This window comes from Acidobacteriota bacterium, from assembly GCA_016715115.1.
Taxonomy (GTDB): Bacteria; Acidobacteriota; Blastocatellia; order Pyrinomonadales; family Pyrinomonadaceae; genus JAFDVJ01.
This window is the reverse complement of sequence record JADKBM010000004.1, coordinates 362,882-379,902: the sequence shown is the minus strand read 5'-3', so window position 1 is coordinate 379,902 and position 17,021 is coordinate 362,882. Positions and strand designations below refer to the sequence as shown.

The 17,021-nt window shown below is 54.1% G+C and carries 12 protein-coding genes; 4 read left to right on the top strand and 8 right to left on the bottom strand.

The genetic code is table 11. The annotated features are described in order from the left end of the window. Positions 1 to 445: 445 nt before the first annotated feature. The 3 genes from IPN69_03870 (at position 446) to IPN69_03860 (ending at position 3,009) form a co-directional block, all read left to right on the top strand. Complete coding sequence (locus IPN69_03870; GenBank protein ID MBK8809852.1) at positions 446 to 979, top strand: hypothetical protein; 534 nt, start codon at positions 446 to 448, stop codon at positions 977 to 979. A gap of 38 nt (positions 980 to 1,017) precedes the next feature. Then, on the top strand, positions 1,018 to 2,121 hold the full coding sequence (locus tag IPN69_03865) for an ATP-binding protein (protein MBK8809851.1): 1,104 nt from the start codon (positions 1,018 to 1,020) through the stop codon (positions 2,119 to 2,121). A gap of 231 nt (positions 2,122 to 2,352) precedes the next feature. Continuing rightward, positions 2,353 to 3,009 (top strand): hypothetical protein, encoded by a 657-nt coding sequence (locus IPN69_03860; protein ID MBK8809850.1) that lies wholly within the window; start codon positions 2,353 to 2,355, stop codon positions 3,007 to 3,009. 68 nt (positions 3,010 to 3,077) lie between these two features. Here IPN69_03860 and IPN69_03855 read toward each other — a convergent pair whose 3' ends face one another. Continuing rightward, positions 3,078 to 4,853: a beta-galactosidase gene (locus IPN69_03855; GenBank protein ID MBK8809849.1), complete on the bottom strand. Its 1,776-nt coding sequence runs from the start codon at positions 4,851 to 4,853 to the stop codon at positions 3,078 to 3,080. Positions 4,854 to 5,021: 168 nt separating this feature from the next. Here IPN69_03855 and IPN69_03850 point away from each other — a divergent pair, with 168 nt between their 5' ends. Further along, entirely contained in the window at positions 5,022 to 8,168 is a 3,147-nt protein-coding gene (locus IPN69_03850) for a glycosyl hydrolase (GenBank protein MBK8809848.1), read from the top strand. Here the strand turns inward: IPN69_03850 and IPN69_03845 are convergent. From IPN69_03845 to IPN69_03815, 7 genes are all read right to left on the bottom strand, one after another. Next, entirely contained in the window at positions 8,125 to 8,625 is a 501-nt protein-coding gene (locus IPN69_03845) for a hypothetical protein (GenBank protein ID MBK8809847.1), read from the bottom strand. The genes IPN69_03850 and IPN69_03845 overlap by 44 nt on opposite strands. Positions 8,626 to 8,829: 204 nt before the next feature. Next, entirely contained in the window at positions 8,830 to 10,062 is a 1,233-nt protein-coding gene (locus IPN69_03840) for a type II secretion system F family protein (protein ID MBK8809846.1), read from the bottom strand. Positions 10,063 to 10,097: 35 nt separating this feature from the next. Further along, positions 10,098 to 11,300 (bottom strand): type IV pilus twitching motility protein PilT, encoded by a 1,203-nt coding sequence (locus tag IPN69_03835; protein ID MBK8809845.1) that lies wholly within the window; start codon positions 11,298 to 11,300, stop codon positions 10,098 to 10,100. A 90-nt stretch (positions 11,301 to 11,390) separates the two neighbouring features. Then, positions 11,391 to 12,200: a hypothetical protein gene (locus tag IPN69_03830; protein MBK8809844.1), complete on the bottom strand. Its 810-nt coding sequence runs from the start codon at positions 12,198 to 12,200 to the stop codon at positions 11,391 to 11,393. Positions 12,201 to 12,214: 14 nt separating this feature from the next. Beyond that, the gene (gene pilB, locus IPN69_03825; GenBank protein MBK8809843.1) at positions 12,215 to 14,047 is read right to left on the bottom strand and encodes a type IV-A pilus assembly ATPase PilB; all 1,833 of its coding nucleotides are present in this window, start codon (positions 14,045 to 14,047) and stop codon (positions 12,215 to 12,217) included. 256 nt (positions 14,048 to 14,303) lie between these two features. Next, positions 14,304 to 15,641 carry a hypothetical protein gene (locus tag IPN69_03820; protein MBK8809842.1) on the bottom strand — a complete coding sequence of 446 codons (1,338 nt, stop codon included), beginning with the start codon at positions 15,639 to 15,641 and terminating at the stop codon, positions 14,304 to 14,306. 161 nt (positions 15,642 to 15,802) lie between these two features. After that, a complete protein-coding gene (locus IPN69_03815; protein ID MBK8809841.1) occupies positions 15,803 to 16,930 on the bottom strand; it encodes an aminotransferase class V-fold PLP-dependent enzyme in 1,128 nt (375 codons plus the stop codon). Positions 16,931 to 17,021: the final 91 nt, after the last annotated feature.

Genomic DNA, 17,021 nt, shown 5'->3' with positions numbered 1-17,021 from the left:
TTGAGCCTGAACGGAGCGTCGCATTTCAGGTGCATGTCTTGAAATGCGACGAGTATCGGACTATAGCCAAATTGACGCAAGATTACATTGCGAGGCGAACGGATCGTTGCTATCGTCAGAATCATATATGCACTGGAAAGATTACGAAAAGGAAGTATTTAAGTATCTGCGGACCCCTTGACGCAGATCCTCGGAATAAAGGGTCGGTATTCGAGACTACTCGGCAAATCGATATGTGAAGGACGAAGCCGGAAAATCGAATTGTAGTCGATGGTAAACACACCTACCCGAACCGAAGGGTTTTTCCGATGCTGACGATGTGGCCGCACAAGGAATTTTGTAACTTGAAAGGCTATTCCCCAGGATCAACCGTGCGCTAGGGCCTGATGTTGAACTCGACATTCTGACCTTTGATGAACTGAAGGAATTTCAAGGTTTTGGTGCCATGATCAATAAATGGCAACATGGGGCAGTGGTCTCTGCACCATTCGGTTGGATTGTTGACGGAACCCGTAGGTATTTTTCCATCGCAACGATCTATCAAAGGGGGTTGAGTTATGAGGAAGCTGTTGAACGCGGTGAATTCATCTACGCAAGTATATTCCCCTTTGACGACAACATTAGGTGTTGGACGTGGCTTCCATCGAGGAAACCACGTTCCATGCAGCTCTTTTATCCAGAGGGGCCTGACGGCGGGGAGCAAAACAACCGGAAAATTTCAGAGCAAACTCGGAATCGTGCGGTGTTCACACCGGAGCAAGTGCGATCCCGTAATTTGAGAAAGCTTGAGTACATATTGGAAACGATGATACCCGCGAATTTCATCGGTAAATCGTCCAATGATTTGATCACTGCTCGTGAATCTCGCATTCACGAGACCGCATCGAATATTGACAAGGCAAATCTACTGATTGAGATCGCCGAGATCTACGCGGAAGACGGCAGGGCGGATCGCAAAGAAAACGAGAGCCGTACCTAAAGCCAGCTTGTTTTTGTTCTAAAGACAGAGCAGAACTAATGGAGGATCTCTACGAATTATCTCCGGGAAATCTTCAAATCTGCGAGAGTCTGGTTGAGATTGGCCTCGAGAATAATCAACCCGATTGCATCGAAGAATTCCTTCTTGGAAAAGCCGAAAAACATGTTGAGGATTCTGAGAGACTAGGTTGCATTTACCTTACATTGGGCAACTTAAACAGTTACTTAAATCAGAACGATCGCGCTTTGACTTATTTGGAGTTGGCCGCGGTCATATTGAGCAAATGCGGTGACGAGAGCACCGAGCGCAAATCACCCGCGAAAACCGAGAGCCGTGCAGGGGGGCGGCAAAAAGGAACTGCGCTTAAAGATGAACTCAAAGTCTCGCATTTCAAATGCTTTGGTAGCGATCCTCAGGGTTTTGATCGCATCGCGCCGTTCAACATCATCATCGGACGGAACAATTCAGGAAAATCATCACTGCTCGATCTTCTCACATACGTGACCAAAAACAAGTTCAATATCCCAAGGACGTTATGGAACGGCGACGAATCACCGGTCATTCTTGGAAGGGCGAACTTGCCGGAATATGTTGTGAAAAGTGTGTTTCGAAAGAATCATAGTGGAGGGGGAGTTCCGGGAAATCACTGGGAATATGGAAAGCAATTGGTCGGCACTTCTTTACGTTGGCGACTGAACGGTGAAAATCGATTTGTCTCAATCGATAATTGCTCAACTGGTGATCGTCCGCTTGATAATCTCAAAGATCGGCATACGTACGAGACCGAAATGGCCAATCAGATGCCGAACCCACTCTCCGGGCGTATTTTTAGTCGCATCGTTGCCGAACGAAACATTGTTTCCGAATCTGCAACGGCGAACCTTACTGTTAACGGCGACGGATCCGGCGTTACGAATCTAATTCAGAGTTTCATCAATAAGTCCAATTTGCCAAGCTCAATTGTCGAACAATCATTGTTAGAGGATCTCAATCGAATTTTCCAGCCGGACACGGTTTTTTCCCGGATTGGATGCCAACAGTTGGAAAATGATAACTGGGAGATCTTCCTAGATGAAGAACAAAAAGGGAGAATCCCGCTTTCGCAATCTGGAAGCGGTATCAAAACCGTTATCATCTTCTAGTACAACGCTGTTACCGCGGGTTCTTGAAAAGGAGCTGATTGTTTCGGTTTGGGAACTCGAAAAACTTCACCCCTAAGACTGCTCAGCTACCTATTTGAATACGCGCAGAATCATGGCACCTTTTTTTTCATAACAACTCACTCAAATGTGGTTATTGATCTCTTTAGTCACGAACGAGACGCGCAGATCATTCACGTTAGGCATGATGGAAGGGAAGCCCGATGTCGAACGGTGAAGACATATGTCGAGAATAATGGAGTACTTGATGATCTCGATGTTCGTGCGAGTGACATCTTGCAGGCGAACTGCGTCCTGTGGGTGGAAGGACCGTCCGATCGAATCTACGTTCGACGTTGGATTGAACTTTGGTCTGGAGGCAATCTCGTTGAAGGCGTCCACTATCAATGCGCGGTCTATGGGGGGCGTCTTTTGTCCCATCTTTCAAGCAAAGCTCCCACCGAGGTTGAAGATGGCATCGCTTTGCTCAGGGTGAATCGAAACTGCATTATTATTATGGACAGTGACAAGAGAGCGCCTCAGACGCGGATCAATAGTACCAAACGGCGTATTGAATCCGAGATGAATGAGATAGGTGGGATCTCTTGGATCACAAAAGGCAAGGAGATCGAAAACTACCTTCCAGCGTCCGCAGTTGAAGCCTATTTAGGGATTCCAATAGGTCAGGTCGGACAGTATGACGACTTTTCATCACATCTAGACGCCTGGGCGCCCGGAAAAGGTAAGGATTTTCTGCGCCGCAAGCCTCTATTCGCAGAGCACGTTGTGCCCTACCTGAATATTGAAAACGCGTTCTCCGTGCTTGATCTTCGTGAACAAGTAGGCAAGCTTTGCGAGTCGATCAAGCGATGGAACGCAATCCCTTTTTGAGGACCTATCAAACGGTTGGCTAGATTCCAAAAATGAAGCGTCCGGCCGCCTGAAGGCGGAACTCCAATCTACGGCGTTCGAATCAAATCAAACACGATGATTTCGTTCCTGCCTTCCCTAAGCCAGGACGCGGGGCAGTAGAGCTTGGTCTGCGGGCCGATCTCCCAGAAGCGGCCGAGGTTGTGGCCATTGACGTAGACCATCCCTTTTTTCCAGCCGGTCGTGTCGATGAAGGCGTCGCCGGTCTTGTCGAGGTCGAACGATGCGCGATAGAAGTTGAGACCGCGGGCCGGATCGGAGTTGGCCTGCAGCGATTTCAACGCGCGCGCGACGAACGTTTCGTCCATCGGATACTGCGTCACCTTCCAATCCATCAGCGTCATATTGTTGAGCGTCACGCGGTCGGTGATCCCTTTGCGGTCGATCATAAACTGGCCGTAATTGATTCGGCCCATCGCTTCGACGACGATCTCGAGCTCCGGCATCGCGGAATCGGTCCTCGGCAGATCGACCGTCCAGTCGCCGCCGTCGCGGTAGACGGTTTTGATCAGCTTTCCGTCAAGATAAACCAGCGCGAAGTCGTGGGGCTCCCAGATCTTGAGTTTCCCGCTCTTGTGCCCGATCAGCTTTGTTTTGTATGAGATAAGCCCCGTGTACTGGCCGAGCGATTCCATCGGGACGGGCTGCACGACGTTCTTCGACGCAAGGCGAAGATCGAACAGACTTCCCGCGCCTTTGAGTTCCAACTTCGGGATCTCGACCATCGGGAGCGGCGAGTCCGGTTCCGGCAATGATTCGCCCAAATGCCGCGCGATCAGGTCTCGGATCTTGAAAAACTTCTCGGTCGGTTGGCCGCGCTCGTCAATCGGCGCGTCGTAGTCGTAACTCGTCACATCCGGCTGATATTGCGTCGGGTTGGCGGCGTTCGCGCCGGCCCAAAAGCCGAAATTCGTTCCGCCGTGCGCGACGTAAAGACAAAACGAGCGCTTCTTCGACATCAGATATTCGAGTTCGCCGAGGATCTCATTCGGATCAGGTTTTGCCCATTTCTCGCCCCAATGCGTCAGCCATCCGGGATAGCTCTCGCTCGAGAACGCCGGCACGTTCGGATTGCGCTTGTAAGCCTGCTCGAAGTCCTTGTCGTTCGAACCCGAATCGAGCCCGATCACGGCGCCGTCGATGTTTCCCGCCTCTAGCATGTACGGAGTCGCGCCGTCCGCGGTGTAGAATGGCACATTGACGCCGAGCCGCTTCCATTCGGAACGCAACAGTTCCAGATAACGTTTGTCGTTGCCGTAGCTTCCGTATTCGTTCTCGATCTGGACCATCAGGACGTTTCCGCCGTTGGTGATCAGGTTCGATCTCACGGTTGGCGCGAAAGCGGCGAAATAGCGTTTGACGGCCGCGATGTATCGCGGATCCATCCCGCGGATCTTGATGTCGGGAATCGCGAGAAGCCGCGCCGGAATCCCGCCGAAGTCCCATTCGGCGCAGACGTACGGCCCGGGACGGAGCAGCGCCCACATACCTTCGGCCTGAATCATCTTCAGAAACCGTCCGATGTTCTTTTGAGGCGAAACGAAATCGAATCGACCCGCGGCATCTTCGTGGAAGTTCCAGAAGATGTAGACCGAGATCGAGTTGCACCCGAGCGCCTTCGCCATCCGAATTCGAAAACGCCAGTATTCGTGAGGGATCCGGGCCGGATGGAGCTCGCATCCGCGAATCTGAAACGGCTCCCCGTCGAGCAGGAATTCGGTCTTGGAGACTCCGAAACTGTGCCGCGCCTGCGCGCCCGCGACGATCGCGAGCAGCATCGTCAGAATCATCGATCGAAAAATCATCAGCCGTAGTCTAAATCAAAAAACTGCGGAACGGCGATTCAAATTGCCGAATCTAAGGCCGCGAAGTATAATTCCCAAAGCAACACAACGTCTTTTCAGGCAATTATTTGCAACCGATCCAATACTGCAAGAGGTTTCGCTTTTTCAAAGCGTACTGAGGAACTTTCCATGTCAAAGAAACTTTTTCTGCTGTTCGTCATAATCTCGACCGTTCTCAACATCTCGGCACTTGCCCAAACCGATGATTTCAACAAAGCCTTCGCACCAGTCAAATGGCGCTCGATCGGGCCGTTTCGCGGCGGACGTTCGGTAGCGTCCGTTGGCGTTCCGGGCGATCCGAAGACATATTATATGGGCACGACCGGCGGCGGCGTCTGGAAAACGGATGATGCCGGAATAACCTGGCGGAACATCACCGACGGTTTCTTCAGGACCGGAACGATCGGCGCGATCGCCGTCGCCGACAGCGATCCGAACGTGATTTATGTCGGCACCGGCGAGCACGCGGTCCGCGGCGTGATGACCCACGGCGGCGACGGCGTTTACAAGTCGACCGACGCCGGCAAGACTTGGAAAAAGATCGGACTCGCGCTCAGCCAGCACATCTCGCGGATCATCGTTCATCCGAAGAATCCGGATGTTGTTTGGGTCGCCGCGCAAGGAGCGCTTTACAGTTCGTCGAAAGAGCGCGGAATCTACAAATCGACCGACGGCGGCGCCACTTGGAAGAACACGCTCTTCGTCGATGAAAAGACCGGCGCGGCCGAACTCTCGATGGATATGAACAACCCGCGGATAATGTACGCGGCGATGTGGGAACACGGCCGTCTGCCGTGGAAGGTCATCAGCGGCGGCCCGGGCAGCGGTTTATACAAATCGACGGACAGCGGTGAAACCTGGACGAAAATGAAAGACGGTTTGCCCGAGGTGATGGGCAAGATGGCGATCGCGGTCAGCCGTTCGAATCCCGAAAAGGTTTACGCGCTGATCGAGGGCGATTCAAATACCGACGCCCGAGGGCTTTATGTTTCGAACGATGCGGGCGAAAGCTGGCGGCAGGTGACGAACGACAACCGGCTCGTTCAACGCGCCTGGTATTACATCGAACTGTTCATCGATCCGAAAAACGAAAATACCATCTACGTTCTCAGCGCCCCGTGCCTCAGATCGAACGACGGTGGCAAGACCTGGGAGAACCTCGGCGGGACGCACGGCGATTTCCACGATTTGTGGATCAATCCCGACAACCCGAACAATATGATCATCTCCAACGATGGCGGCGCGGCGATCAGCTTCAACAAAGGGCGGACCTGGAGCACGCAGGCGAATATGCCGACCGGCCAATTTTATCGCATCAACGTCGACAATCAGTTTCCTTACCGGATCTACGGCGGCCAGCAGGATTACTCGTCGATTATGATCGCGAGCGCCGAGTTCGGCAGCGGCGGAATTTCGGCCGCAAGCGCTACGCCGTCTGCGGGCGGTGAAAGCGCGTTTCTCGCATTCGATCCCGACAATCCGCGCTACGTTCTCGGCGGAAGCTATCAGGGCACGATCGAGGTGGTCGATACGAAGGCAAAGGCGGCGACGAACATAATGGCGGCGCCCATCCAGTATCTTTCGATGGACGCGAAGGATATGAAGTACCGATTTAACTGGAATGCGCCGATCATTTGGAGCAAATGGGAGCCGAATACCTATTATCACGGCTCGCAGTTTTTGCTGAAGACGAGCGATCTCGGCAAGACCTGGAAGGAAGTCTCGCCGGACCTGACACGCAACGAGAAGGAAAAGCAGGGCAAAGGCGGAGGTCCGCTGACGAACGAAGCGGTCGGCGCCGAGAACTACGGAACGCTCGCTTATGTTATTGAATCGCCACACGAGAAGGGCGTGATCTGGACCGGGAGCGATGACGGACTCGTCCAACTGACGCGTGACGGCGGCGCGACCTGGAAGAACGTGACGCCGCCCGGACTCGTCGAGTGTCTGATCAACGCGATCGATATTTCGCCGCACGACAAAGGGACGGCTTACATTGCGACGACGCGTTACAAGTTCAACGATCACCGGCCGGGTCTCTACAAGACGACCGATTACGGTGCGACCTGGACTAATATCGACGCCGGAATCCCTGCCGACGCGTTCACCCGCGTCGTGCGCGAGGACGAGGTTCGCAAAGACCTTCTGTTTGCCGGAACCGAACTCGGTTTGTTCATCTCCTGGAATGGAGGCAAGAACTGGTCGCCGTTCCAGTTGAACCTGCCGGTCGCGCCGATCACCGATCTGCGCGTTCACAAGGGAAATCTGATCGCTTCAACATCGGGGCGCGCATTCTGGATCCTTGACGATCTCAGCCTTTTGCGACAGTACAAAAAGGAAATGGCGGCATTCTCGGTCTATAGACCGGACAATGCTTACATTGCGAACTTCGGCAGCGAACTCGACGACACTGACGACGAGTTTACGGGTGCCAACCGTCTGCGCGGGGTGAATCCGGCGAACGGAATCGTTATTTACTACAACCTGCCGGAGCTAAAAAAGACCGACCATATCTCGTTGGAGGTTCGCGACGCAGCCGGCAATCTCGTAAACACGTTCTCGTCGGCGCCGGACAAATCTTACAGGCGCTGGGACGGAGGGCCGCGACCGGAATCGACGTTGGATAAATCGGCCGGGCTGAACCGTTTCGTGTGGGATATGCGATATCCGACAATGCCGGGCGTACCGGGCGTTTACATCGAGGCGAGTTATGCCGGGCACAAAGCGTCGCCCGGCAAATACACCTTCACGATCAAGTCCGGTGATCAGAAAGTGATGACCGAAGCAGAGATCCTGGCGAATCCGCTCTATTCGACGACGCCGGCGCAATATGCCGAGTTTCATCAGCTGATGTCTTCGATGGAAAGCGAATTGACGACGATGCACCGCACGGTCAACAGTATCTTCGAGAAGCAGAAACGGCTCGAATTGCTCCTCGGCGCACTCGGAGACGACGCGAAGTTCGCCTCGGTCAAGAAGGCCGGGGAAGAACTCGTAAAGAAGATGAAGGCCTGGGATGACGATATGGTTCAACGCAAAGCCAAGGCCTACGACGACGTCGAGAACTATCCGAACAAGTTCACCGCGAACTATATGTACCTGATCAATCAGACGGAAAGCGACCTGCCGCGCGTCGGCCAGCCGTCGCTCGATCTGCTGAAGCAGTACAACGCCGAATGGGCCGTTTTGAGATCGCGCGGGAACGAAATTCTTGACAAAGACATTCCGGCGCTCAACAAAATGCTCTGGGAAGCCGGAAAAGGCGCGATCTGGTGAAGGGATTTTCGATTTTCGATTTGCGATTTGCGATTGAGGGGATTCCAGGGGATTCCAGGGGATTCCAGGGGATTCCAAGGGATTCCAAGGGATTCCAGGGGATTCCAGGGGATTCCAGGGGATTCCAAGATTCCAACATTCCAAGGGATTCCAAGATTCCAGAAGTTTGGAATCTTGGAATCTTGGAATCTCTGGAATCCTGGAATCTCTGGAATCTCTGGAATCTCTGGAATCTCTGGAATCCTGGAATCTCTGGAATCTCTGGAATCCTGGAATCTCTGGAATCCTGGAATCTCTGAAATCTCTGGAATCTCTGGAATCCTGGAATCTCTGGAATCCTGGAATCTCTGGAATCCTGGAATCTCTGAAATCTCTGAAATCCTGGAATCCTGGAATCCTGGAATCTCTGGAATCCTGGAATCCTGGAATCCTGGAATCCTGGAATCGCAAATCGCAAATCGCAAATCGATTTGCTTCCTTCATTTCGGCTTTTCAAATCTCCCGAATTTTGAATCGAAAACGTTCAGGACGGGATTGATTCGGGATCGCGGATCTTACGTTGACATCGAAAGTTACGCGCCGGATTAGAAATTGCTCGCTGCAGAAAGAACAGGCGGCCGATCGACGGCCGCCTGTTTTCTTACGGGAGTTGTTCCGACGCTTACTTCGCGCCGCCGGCGAGTTTGCCGATGAGCGTGAAGAGCGGAAGGTACATCGAGATGACGATCGAACCGATCGTGATTCCGAGGAACGCGATCAGCACCGGCTCGATCAACGCGAGCAAGTCGGCGATCGCCGTATCGACCTCGTCTTCGTAAAAGTCGGCGATCTTTCCGAGCATCGCGTCGAGCGCGCCCGTCTGTTCGCCAACGCCGACCATCTGTCCAACCATATGCGGGAAGACATCCGTCGCTTTCAGCGGCTCGACGAAATTCTCGCCGCGTTCAACGCCGGCCCGAACTTTCAGGATGGCGTCTTCTATGACCACGTTGCCGGCGGTCTTCGCCGTAATGTCGAGCGACTGCAAGATCGGCACGCCGGACGACAAAAGCGTTGAAAGGATGCGCGAGAATCGGGCCACCGCGATCTTTCTCAGAATACTGCCGAAGATCGGAAGTTTGAGGAACACGGTGTCCATATGCCAGCGGCCCTTCGGCGTCTTGTAATACGCTTTTAGACCGAAAACTGTGCCGATCAATGCGGCGAGAAGTCCCAATCCGCCCCATCCGGCCAGAAAATTACTGATACCCATCACGATCCGCGTCGGGAGCGGCAGTGCTTCTCCCGGGCCGAGAAGCCCGATGAAGATCGCTTCGAACTGCGGGATAACGACCACCATAATGACCGCGACGGCGGCGATCGCGACGAAGACGACGGCGGCCGGATAGATCGAGGCGGAAACGATGCTGCGGCGCAGTTTCACGACCTTCTCGATCAATGTTGCGAGGCGCTGAAGGATGAGATCGAGCACACCGCCCGTTTCGCCCGCTTCGACCATATGGGTGTACAACCCGTCGAAGACCTTCGGGTGCTTTTCAAGCGCGCTGAAGAGCGTTGCGCCTTCTTCAACGTTCTGACGCACCTGACGCAAAACGTCCTTAAAGAATGGATTCTGCTGTTGTTCGGCGAGAATGTCGAGACATTGAACGAGCGGCAGACCCGCGTCGATCATCACCGAAAACTGGCGTGTGAACACCGCAAGCTCCTTGGCTCCGACCTTTTTGCTGCGGCCGAGTTTCGGGATCGCGATCTCGCGGCCCTTTTCCGAGGCTTGCGTCATCACGATCTGCTCGCGGCGAAGCAATGCGCGCAGTTCGTCCTGATTGGCGGCGTCTCTTTCGCCGGAAACCATTTCGTTCAGGCGGTTACGACCTTTGAAAGCAAATGTTGGCATGATTGTTTTTTTACTCCTGTAAGAATTGAAGTTTGTTAGCCGCGTACCGGCGGGCGCTGCCCGATTCCACGGCCCTGCATATACGGGCTTCCCGGACCACTCGGCGGCCTTCCTCCGCCGGCGAATGATTGATTGAGTCCCGAACCGCGGTCGATGATCTCCTTGAGCTCATCCGGGTTCGAGCTTCGCTGCATCGCAACTTCAAGAGTGATCTGACGCTTATGGAAAAGGGTCGCAAGCGCTTGGTTGAATGTCTGCATCCCGAACTTGTCCTGTCCGGTCTGCATCATCGAATAGATCTGGTGGATTTTGTCCTCGCGGATCAAATTGCGGATCGCCGAATTGGGGATCAAAACCTCGAGGGCCATACAGCGGCCGTCGCCCGTGGATTTAGGAAGCAGCGATTGACAGAGAATTCCTTCGAGAACGAGCGAGAGCTGCGTGCGTACCTGCGCCTGCTGTTCGGCCGGAAAGACGTCGATGATGCGGTTGATGGTCGAATACGCGGAGTTGGTGTGGAGCGTGGCGAAGGTCAGGTGACCCGTTTCCGCGATGCGCAATGCCATTTCGATCGTTTCGAGATCACGCATTTCACCGACGAGCACGACGTCCGGATCTTGCCGCAACGCGGTCTTGAGTGCGTTTGCGAATCCGTGCGTGTCAGCGTTGACCTCGCGCTGATTGACGAGGCAGTTCTTGTGGTTGTGCAGGAATTCGATCGGATCCTCGATCGTAAGAATGTGATCATTTCGTTCGACGTTGATCTTGTCGATCATCGCCGCGAGCGTCGTCGATTTACCGGAACCGGTCGGTCCTGTAACGAGTACGAGTCCGCGCGGTTTCTTGCAGAGATCCGAGACGATCGGCGGAAGTCCGAGCGCGTCGAACGATTTGATCTCATACGGGATCGCGCGAAAAACCGCGCCGACGGCGCCTTTCTGATTGAAAAGGTTGGCGCGGAAACGGGACATTCCCTTAAGGCCGAATGAGAAGTCGAGTTCGAGGTTCTCTTCGAAACGATGCTTCTGGGCGTCGGTCAGAACCGAATAGGCGAGGCGTTTGGTGTCGGCGGGCGTCAACGTATCGAAGCCCTGAATCGGAGCCAGATGACCGTGTACCCGAACCTGCGGCGCCGAATTGGTCGAAAGATGGAGGTCAGAGCCGCCCATATCGGTCATTTTCCGGAGCAGGTCCGGAAGAGTGATGGTCAGTTCGTGGTTTTGTTGTTCGTTGTTCATTGTAAAGACCTTGGATCTCTGACCTTTGATCTTCTTCGCCGAGTCTTCGGACGCAGCTCAAGGATCAAAGATCAGAGATCGAATTTGGTTCTATTTCAGTCCCGCTTGCTGCGGATTCTGACGACGGCGAACGAGCATATTGATCACCTTCTCGGATTCCTCAGCGATGCGCTCGGTCGAATCGGTCGGCGAATTCGTTGAAACGCTGTAGATGCGTCCTTCAACTTCGGCAAAGTAGAAGATCCGCGATTGAACCGCGCCGCCCTTGCCTTCCGCCTGCGCGACAACGACGTACACCTTCTTGCCGCCGACTTCCTTCTGAAAATCGTTCACGACCCATCCGTTCTCTCGAATCATCTGGTCGATAACGTTGCGTCGAAGCGAGGTCGTCGGCACGCCGCCGACCGACTTCACGCGGGCATTGTTATCGTCGCCGGTTGACGGGCCGACAACCGAGATCGCCGCCGAACCGAGTTGCGAGCCGTTTTCGTCGTCAACGCGGAATTGAAGCTCAGATTGCGACGATTGGTTCTTTTTCCAGGTTTTCGGAGCGACGTCGCCGTTCGGAAGAATGGCCGGCGAGTCATCCGTTTTCGTCGTTTTGGCTACCGGCGCCGAGGTTTTGGTTACCGCTTTGGGAGCGTTCGAATTCCGGCGCATTTTGGCGAGCCGGATCTGACGGAGCCTGAGTGCGCGTTTTCGTGCGAGCAGCGCCTTTTTGCGCTTCATACGGGCGTGATACAAACGCCACCATTTCTTAGAGTACTTTTTGATCTTCTTCTTTTTCTTCGCGTATTTGCGGTGCTTTTTCGGCCCCGCTTCGGCAAAGTCCGTGGTCAACGGGATAACGACCCCGACTCCCAACAACAAAACCAACGATAATGCAATTGCCCTAATCATACTTCCTCCAATTTTTACAGAACAGTTTCCTTCACCACTTCCTCGATCGTTGTGATTCCCGCTCGGATCTTATGAAGCCCCGATTCACGCAGGCTGATCATTCCGTTTTCCATCGCTTTGCGACGGAGTTCGATCGCGCTTGCGCCGATGATAATGAGTTCGCGGAGTTCATCATTGATCTCCATAACCTCGTAGAGGCCGACGCGGCCCTTGAAGCCGGTGCCATTGCAGGTCTGGCAGCCTCTGCCTTTGTACAATTTGAGGGTTTCTGCTTCTTCGGCCGGAAATCCAACCTCGATCAGACCTTCGGGCGGGACGTGGATCTCCTCTTTGCAGTCCTTGCAGATTCGGCGGATGAGGCGTTGGGCCTGAATGAGATTGACCGACGTCGCGACGAGAAACGGTTCGATGCCCATATTGACCATACGTGAGATCGTCGAAGGCGCGTCGTTGGTGTGGAGAGTCGAAAGCACAAGGTGTCCGGTCAAGGCGGCTTTGATGGCGATCTCGGCGGTTTCGAAGTCCCGGATTTCGCCGACGAGGACGATGTTCGGATCCTGGCGAAGGAAGGATCGAAGCGCCGCAGCGAAGTTCAAGCCGATCTGTTCCTTCATCTGAACCTGATTGATGCCCGGAAGATTGAATTCGACCGGGTCCTCGGCTGTCATAATGTTCGTTTCGGGCGTGTTCAGCGACTGCAGCGCGGAGTAAAGCGTGTTCGTCTTACCGGAGCCAGTCGGGCCGGTCACGAGCACCATTCCGTACGGCTTGAAGATATTGCGTTGGAACTTCTCCAAACTCGCTTCTTCGAAGCCGAGTTTGGTCATATCGAGCATCAATTTGTCTTTGTCGAGGAGACGAAGCACGACCTTTTCACCGAAGAGCGTCGGCAGCGTTGAGACGCGAAAATCGAGCTCGCGCGAGCGATTGTCGATCCTGACCTTGATCTTGATGCGTCCGTCCTGCGGCAGGCGTTTTTCTGAAATGTCGAGCTTCGACATAATTTTCAAACGCGAGATCAAGGCGTCGCGCATCTTCATCGGCGGATGCATTACATCGTAGAGAATGCCGTCGATGCGGAACCGAATGCGGAAATCCTTTTCATACGGTTCAACGTGAATGTCGGATGCGCCGCGGCGCAGGCTGTCGACGAGAAGAACGTTGACGAGCCGGACGACCGGCGCGTCTTCACTTTGCTGCGCCAGCGCAGCGAGATCGATCTCCTCGTTTTCCTCGATCACTTCGAGTTCTCCGGTAACATTGCCGTCGAATTTGAATTTATCGAGCGAAACGTTGAGATCGGCGTCCGAGAGTTTCTGATCGACCTTGGCACCGTTGCCGTTGCCGTTGCCGTTGCGCGAGAGTTTCGACGCGATCTTCGAGAAGTCGTCCTGACCCGCCATCACGACATCGATCGCTTTCGATGAACTGTAATAGCGCGTAATGCCGGTCTGGAGCGAGGCTTCGGAGGCGATCACCGGTTCGACATTTAGTCCGGTCATGAACTTGATGTCGTCCATCGCGAAGACGTTCGTCGGGTCGGCCATTGCGAGCGTGAGCGTCGCGCCAACCTTTGAGATCGGCAAAACCGTGTATTTCAGCGCCACTTCCTGCGAGATCAATTTGATCGTCTCGTCCTCGATCTGGAAGAGTTCGAGGTTGATCGAAGGAACGCCGTATTGCCGCGAGAGAACCGCGGTGATGACATCGTCCGATATGATCCCGAGCTTGATCAGGTTCGAACCGAGGCGACCGCCGTTGGTGCGTTGGTAATCAAGCGCCTCAAGCAATTGCTGAGACGTGATCAGGTTTTCACGGACAAGAATTTCCCCAAGTTTTGCTGACATTTGATTGCGGAACTTTTCCCTTAACGTGTTTGCTTTGAGGGCCTTACCGAACTGTCTAAACGATCAGATCACTTTGCTGGTGAGTGTCATATCAACGGTGCTAAACACTGTTGATAATTGATGATACGTGTTTCGAGCCGCGGCTGTCAAGATTTCTTTTCGGAAACGAGTGCGATCTGAAACGGAAAAGAGAGTTCAAAAAAAGGAAAAAGCCGCGCCATTGCGGACGCGGCTTGAAAGGTGAATTTCAGTCAGACTAGTTGCGTTTCTTGGTCGTGGTCGTCTTAGTGTTCGTTTTCTGCGGCGTGACGATGTCTTTCAGCGCCGTAATCGCCTCAAGCGCGTCTTTCTTGAATTTGTGACCTTCGGGCGCGAGATCCACGTACTTCTGAAGCGTGTTCGCCGCGTCCTGCAATTGAGCCTTCCCTTTCGCCTGATCGGTGTCCATCGTTACATAACCGATAGTAACCAGGCACAAACCGCGACCGACAAGCGCATCGACATTGTTCGGATCAGTTACCAGGATCTTCTCAAACTCGACGATTGCGGCCTCAAACTCGACCGAGTCCAGCAGTGTCATCGCCAAATCCATCTCGCCTTTGATCTTCTTCGCCGGGTCGGTCTCCACCGCAAGATACTCGGCAAATGCGACCGCAGCGTCCTTGCCGCGTTCGCGATTGACGCCGGTTTGTGCCATCAACCGAAACGCGATCTTGCGGGTCTCGATCGCCTTGAAACGGTTCGCTTCATAGTTCTTCTGGGTGTTCGGGTCGGTCGATGTCGCGGACTTCAGAACTTCGAGCGATTTTTCGCACGCGGCAATGGCATCATCGAAATCCTTCTTCGCCGCCTCGCGCGCCGCCGCCTTGACGGCCTGATCTTTGGACAGAACCGATTCGTTGTATTTGTCGGTTCCGCGTGCAACCAACGTCGTTGCAAGCGAATTCAGGAAAAACGGAGCCGTTCCGGCAAAGGTCGGGTCGGCGTTGTAGCCTTTTTCAAACTCAGTGGCGGCAAGATCATAATTCTTCTCGTTCAGCGCCTTGGTTCCGACCGCGACCGCCTGATCGACGATCTGGTTGGTTTCGAGGATCTTTTTGTTTTTGTTTTCGACCTCGGCCCGCTGTTTGTCCTGCTCTTCGCGTTTCTTCTTGTCTTCCTCGCTTTCCTTTGTCGACTGCGTGGTGGTCGTGGTCATATTGGCCAGCGCCGTTCGAACTTCCTCTTCCGTCCAAACCTGACCGTTGCCGGCGCGAACGTAAATAACAAGTTTGTCATCGCCTGCACGGACGCCCGGATAAATCTCGGGAGAGATCCCGGGTCCGCTGATAGAGAGCGCGAACACCGCACCGAACGGCAGGCCGGCATACTTGAAATAGCCTTTTTTGTCTGTCTTGTCGGACGGGAACTTGGCTTTGATATCGACGCGGAAAACCTCTACCAACGCTCCGACGACCGGCGTCGTCTTGCCGTCTGCGTCTTTCAAAAGAATCTGTCCCCCGACGGGCGCACCTGTCTGTGCCAGAGCAGCGACCGCGCCGACGGCGATAAAAGCAATTGTAAACAGCGATGTAATAAAACTCTTGCGAATCATTTCGTCCTCCAAACCCACTTTCAATCAATCAACCCAAAACCCTTGAAAATCGTTGCTAAGATGCCATCCCGGACAAAAGAGTTTAATGGATTTTCCGTTATTTTACCCCACAACGGCTTCATTTTTGAAACACGTTGACGCCATTGATCGGGAATTTGAACTTAGTTCGGCAAATTCGCCGTCAAAACCTCGATGTCGCCGGTGTTGTTGAAGAAATGCGGCGCGATCCGCAAACGGTCGCCGCGCGGCGAAACAATGATGTTCCGCGATTCAAGATGCTTCGCGATCTCCGACGAAGTCAGCGCGCCGCGATGTTTGATGCAGACGATCTGCGACTTTTCGCCCTTCGCGCGCGAACTTACCACATCGTAATTCGTTGGGCGCAGTCGTTCGCAAAGATCGTCTGTGAGAACTTCCAGATGGCGCTCGATCCGTTCGGCGCCGGCATCTACCAAAAGCCTCAGGCTTTGTTCGAGACCGTAAAACAAAGAAGCGCCGCCGGTTCCCGATTCCCAGGCGAGCGCGTTCGGTTTGAACGGTTGCTCGTAGTCGTCAAAGTCCCAAGGCGTTTCGACGCTGATCCAACCGACGAACGTCGGTTTCACACGTTCCCGGGCACGCTCGCTCAGGTAAAGGATTCCGCAGCCTTCGGGCGAGCATAGCCATTTGTGGCTTCCGCCGGCGCCGATGTCGACGAACTGCGCCGGCAGGTCGAACGGCGTCGTGCCAAGCGCCTGGATAAAATCGACGGCGAAAAGCGCATCGCGCGCACGGGCGGCGCGGCCGATGCGTTCGAGATCGGCGCGAAATCCGGACGCGAACTGAACGGCGCTGATCGCAACCAGTCTCGTACTCTGATCGATCAGGCCGATAAACTCGTTAAGGTCGATCCGGCCGCCGCGTTCCGGACAGGCCCGAAGTTCGACCCCGAAGTCGTCTCTGACACGTCGCCAAGGATAGTAGTTCGAGGGAAACTCCTTCGCGAAAGTGACGATATTGTCGCCGTGGTTCCAGTCGATACCGTTCGCGACGCTCGAGAATCCATCCGCCGTGTTGCGCATAAACGCGATGTTCTCCGGCGTTACGTTCAGCATTTCGGCGAGCAGCGCCCGCGCCCGGTTTTTGGTCGCGATCCAGTCGGAATAGTGTAGCGTTCCGTTCTCCGAAACGTCGCGCAACTGCGTCATTACGGCGTCGGCGGAGATTGTCGGCAACGGCGAAACGGCGGCGCTGTTCAGATAAGTGTGCTTGGTCGCGGCCGGGAACAACCCGCGAATGTAATCGTTCATAAGTCGGACGGATCTTCCGGAGGCTAACAACAGTCGGAAGGCGTTTGGAAACTGGCCGAGACTGGTCTAGTATTTAATCCGGAAAAGAAGT

Excerpts from the sequence above, each read along its gene's own strand:
- IPN69_03870 (MBK8809852.1), top strand. The coding sequence starts at position 446 with ATGATCAATAAATGGCAACATGGGGCAGTGGTCTCTGCACCATTCGGT.
- IPN69_03865 (MBK8809851.1), top strand. The coding sequence starts at position 1,018 with ATGGAGGATCTCTACGAATTATCTCCGGGAAATCTTCAAATCTGCGAG.
- IPN69_03855 (MBK8809849.1), bottom strand. The coding sequence starts at position 4,853 with ATGATTTTTCGATCGATGATTCTGACGATGCTGCTCGCGATCGTCGCG.
- IPN69_03850 (MBK8809848.1), top strand. The coding sequence starts at position 5,022 with ATGTCAAAGAAACTTTTTCTGCTGTTCGTCATAATCTCGACCGTTCTC.
- IPN69_03840 (MBK8809846.1), bottom strand. The coding sequence starts at position 10,062 with ATGCCAACATTTGCTTTCAAAGGTCGTAACCGCCTGAACGAAATGGTT.
- IPN69_03835 (MBK8809845.1), bottom strand. The coding sequence starts at position 11,300 with ATGAACAACGAACAACAAAACCACGAACTGACCATCACTCTTCCGGAC.
- IPN69_03830 (MBK8809844.1), bottom strand. The coding sequence starts at position 12,200 with ATGATTAGGGCAATTGCATTATCGTTGGTTTTGTTGTTGGGAGTCGGG.
- pilB (MBK8809843.1), bottom strand. The coding sequence starts at position 14,047 with ATGTCAGCAAAACTTGGGGAAATTCTTGTCCGTGAAAACCTGATCACG.
- IPN69_03820 (MBK8809842.1), bottom strand. The coding sequence starts at position 15,641 with ATGATTCGCAAGAGTTTTATTACATCGCTGTTTACAATTGCTTTTATC.
- IPN69_03815 (MBK8809841.1), bottom strand. The coding sequence starts at position 16,930 with ATGAACGATTACATTCGCGGGTTGTTCCCGGCCGCGACCAAGCACACT.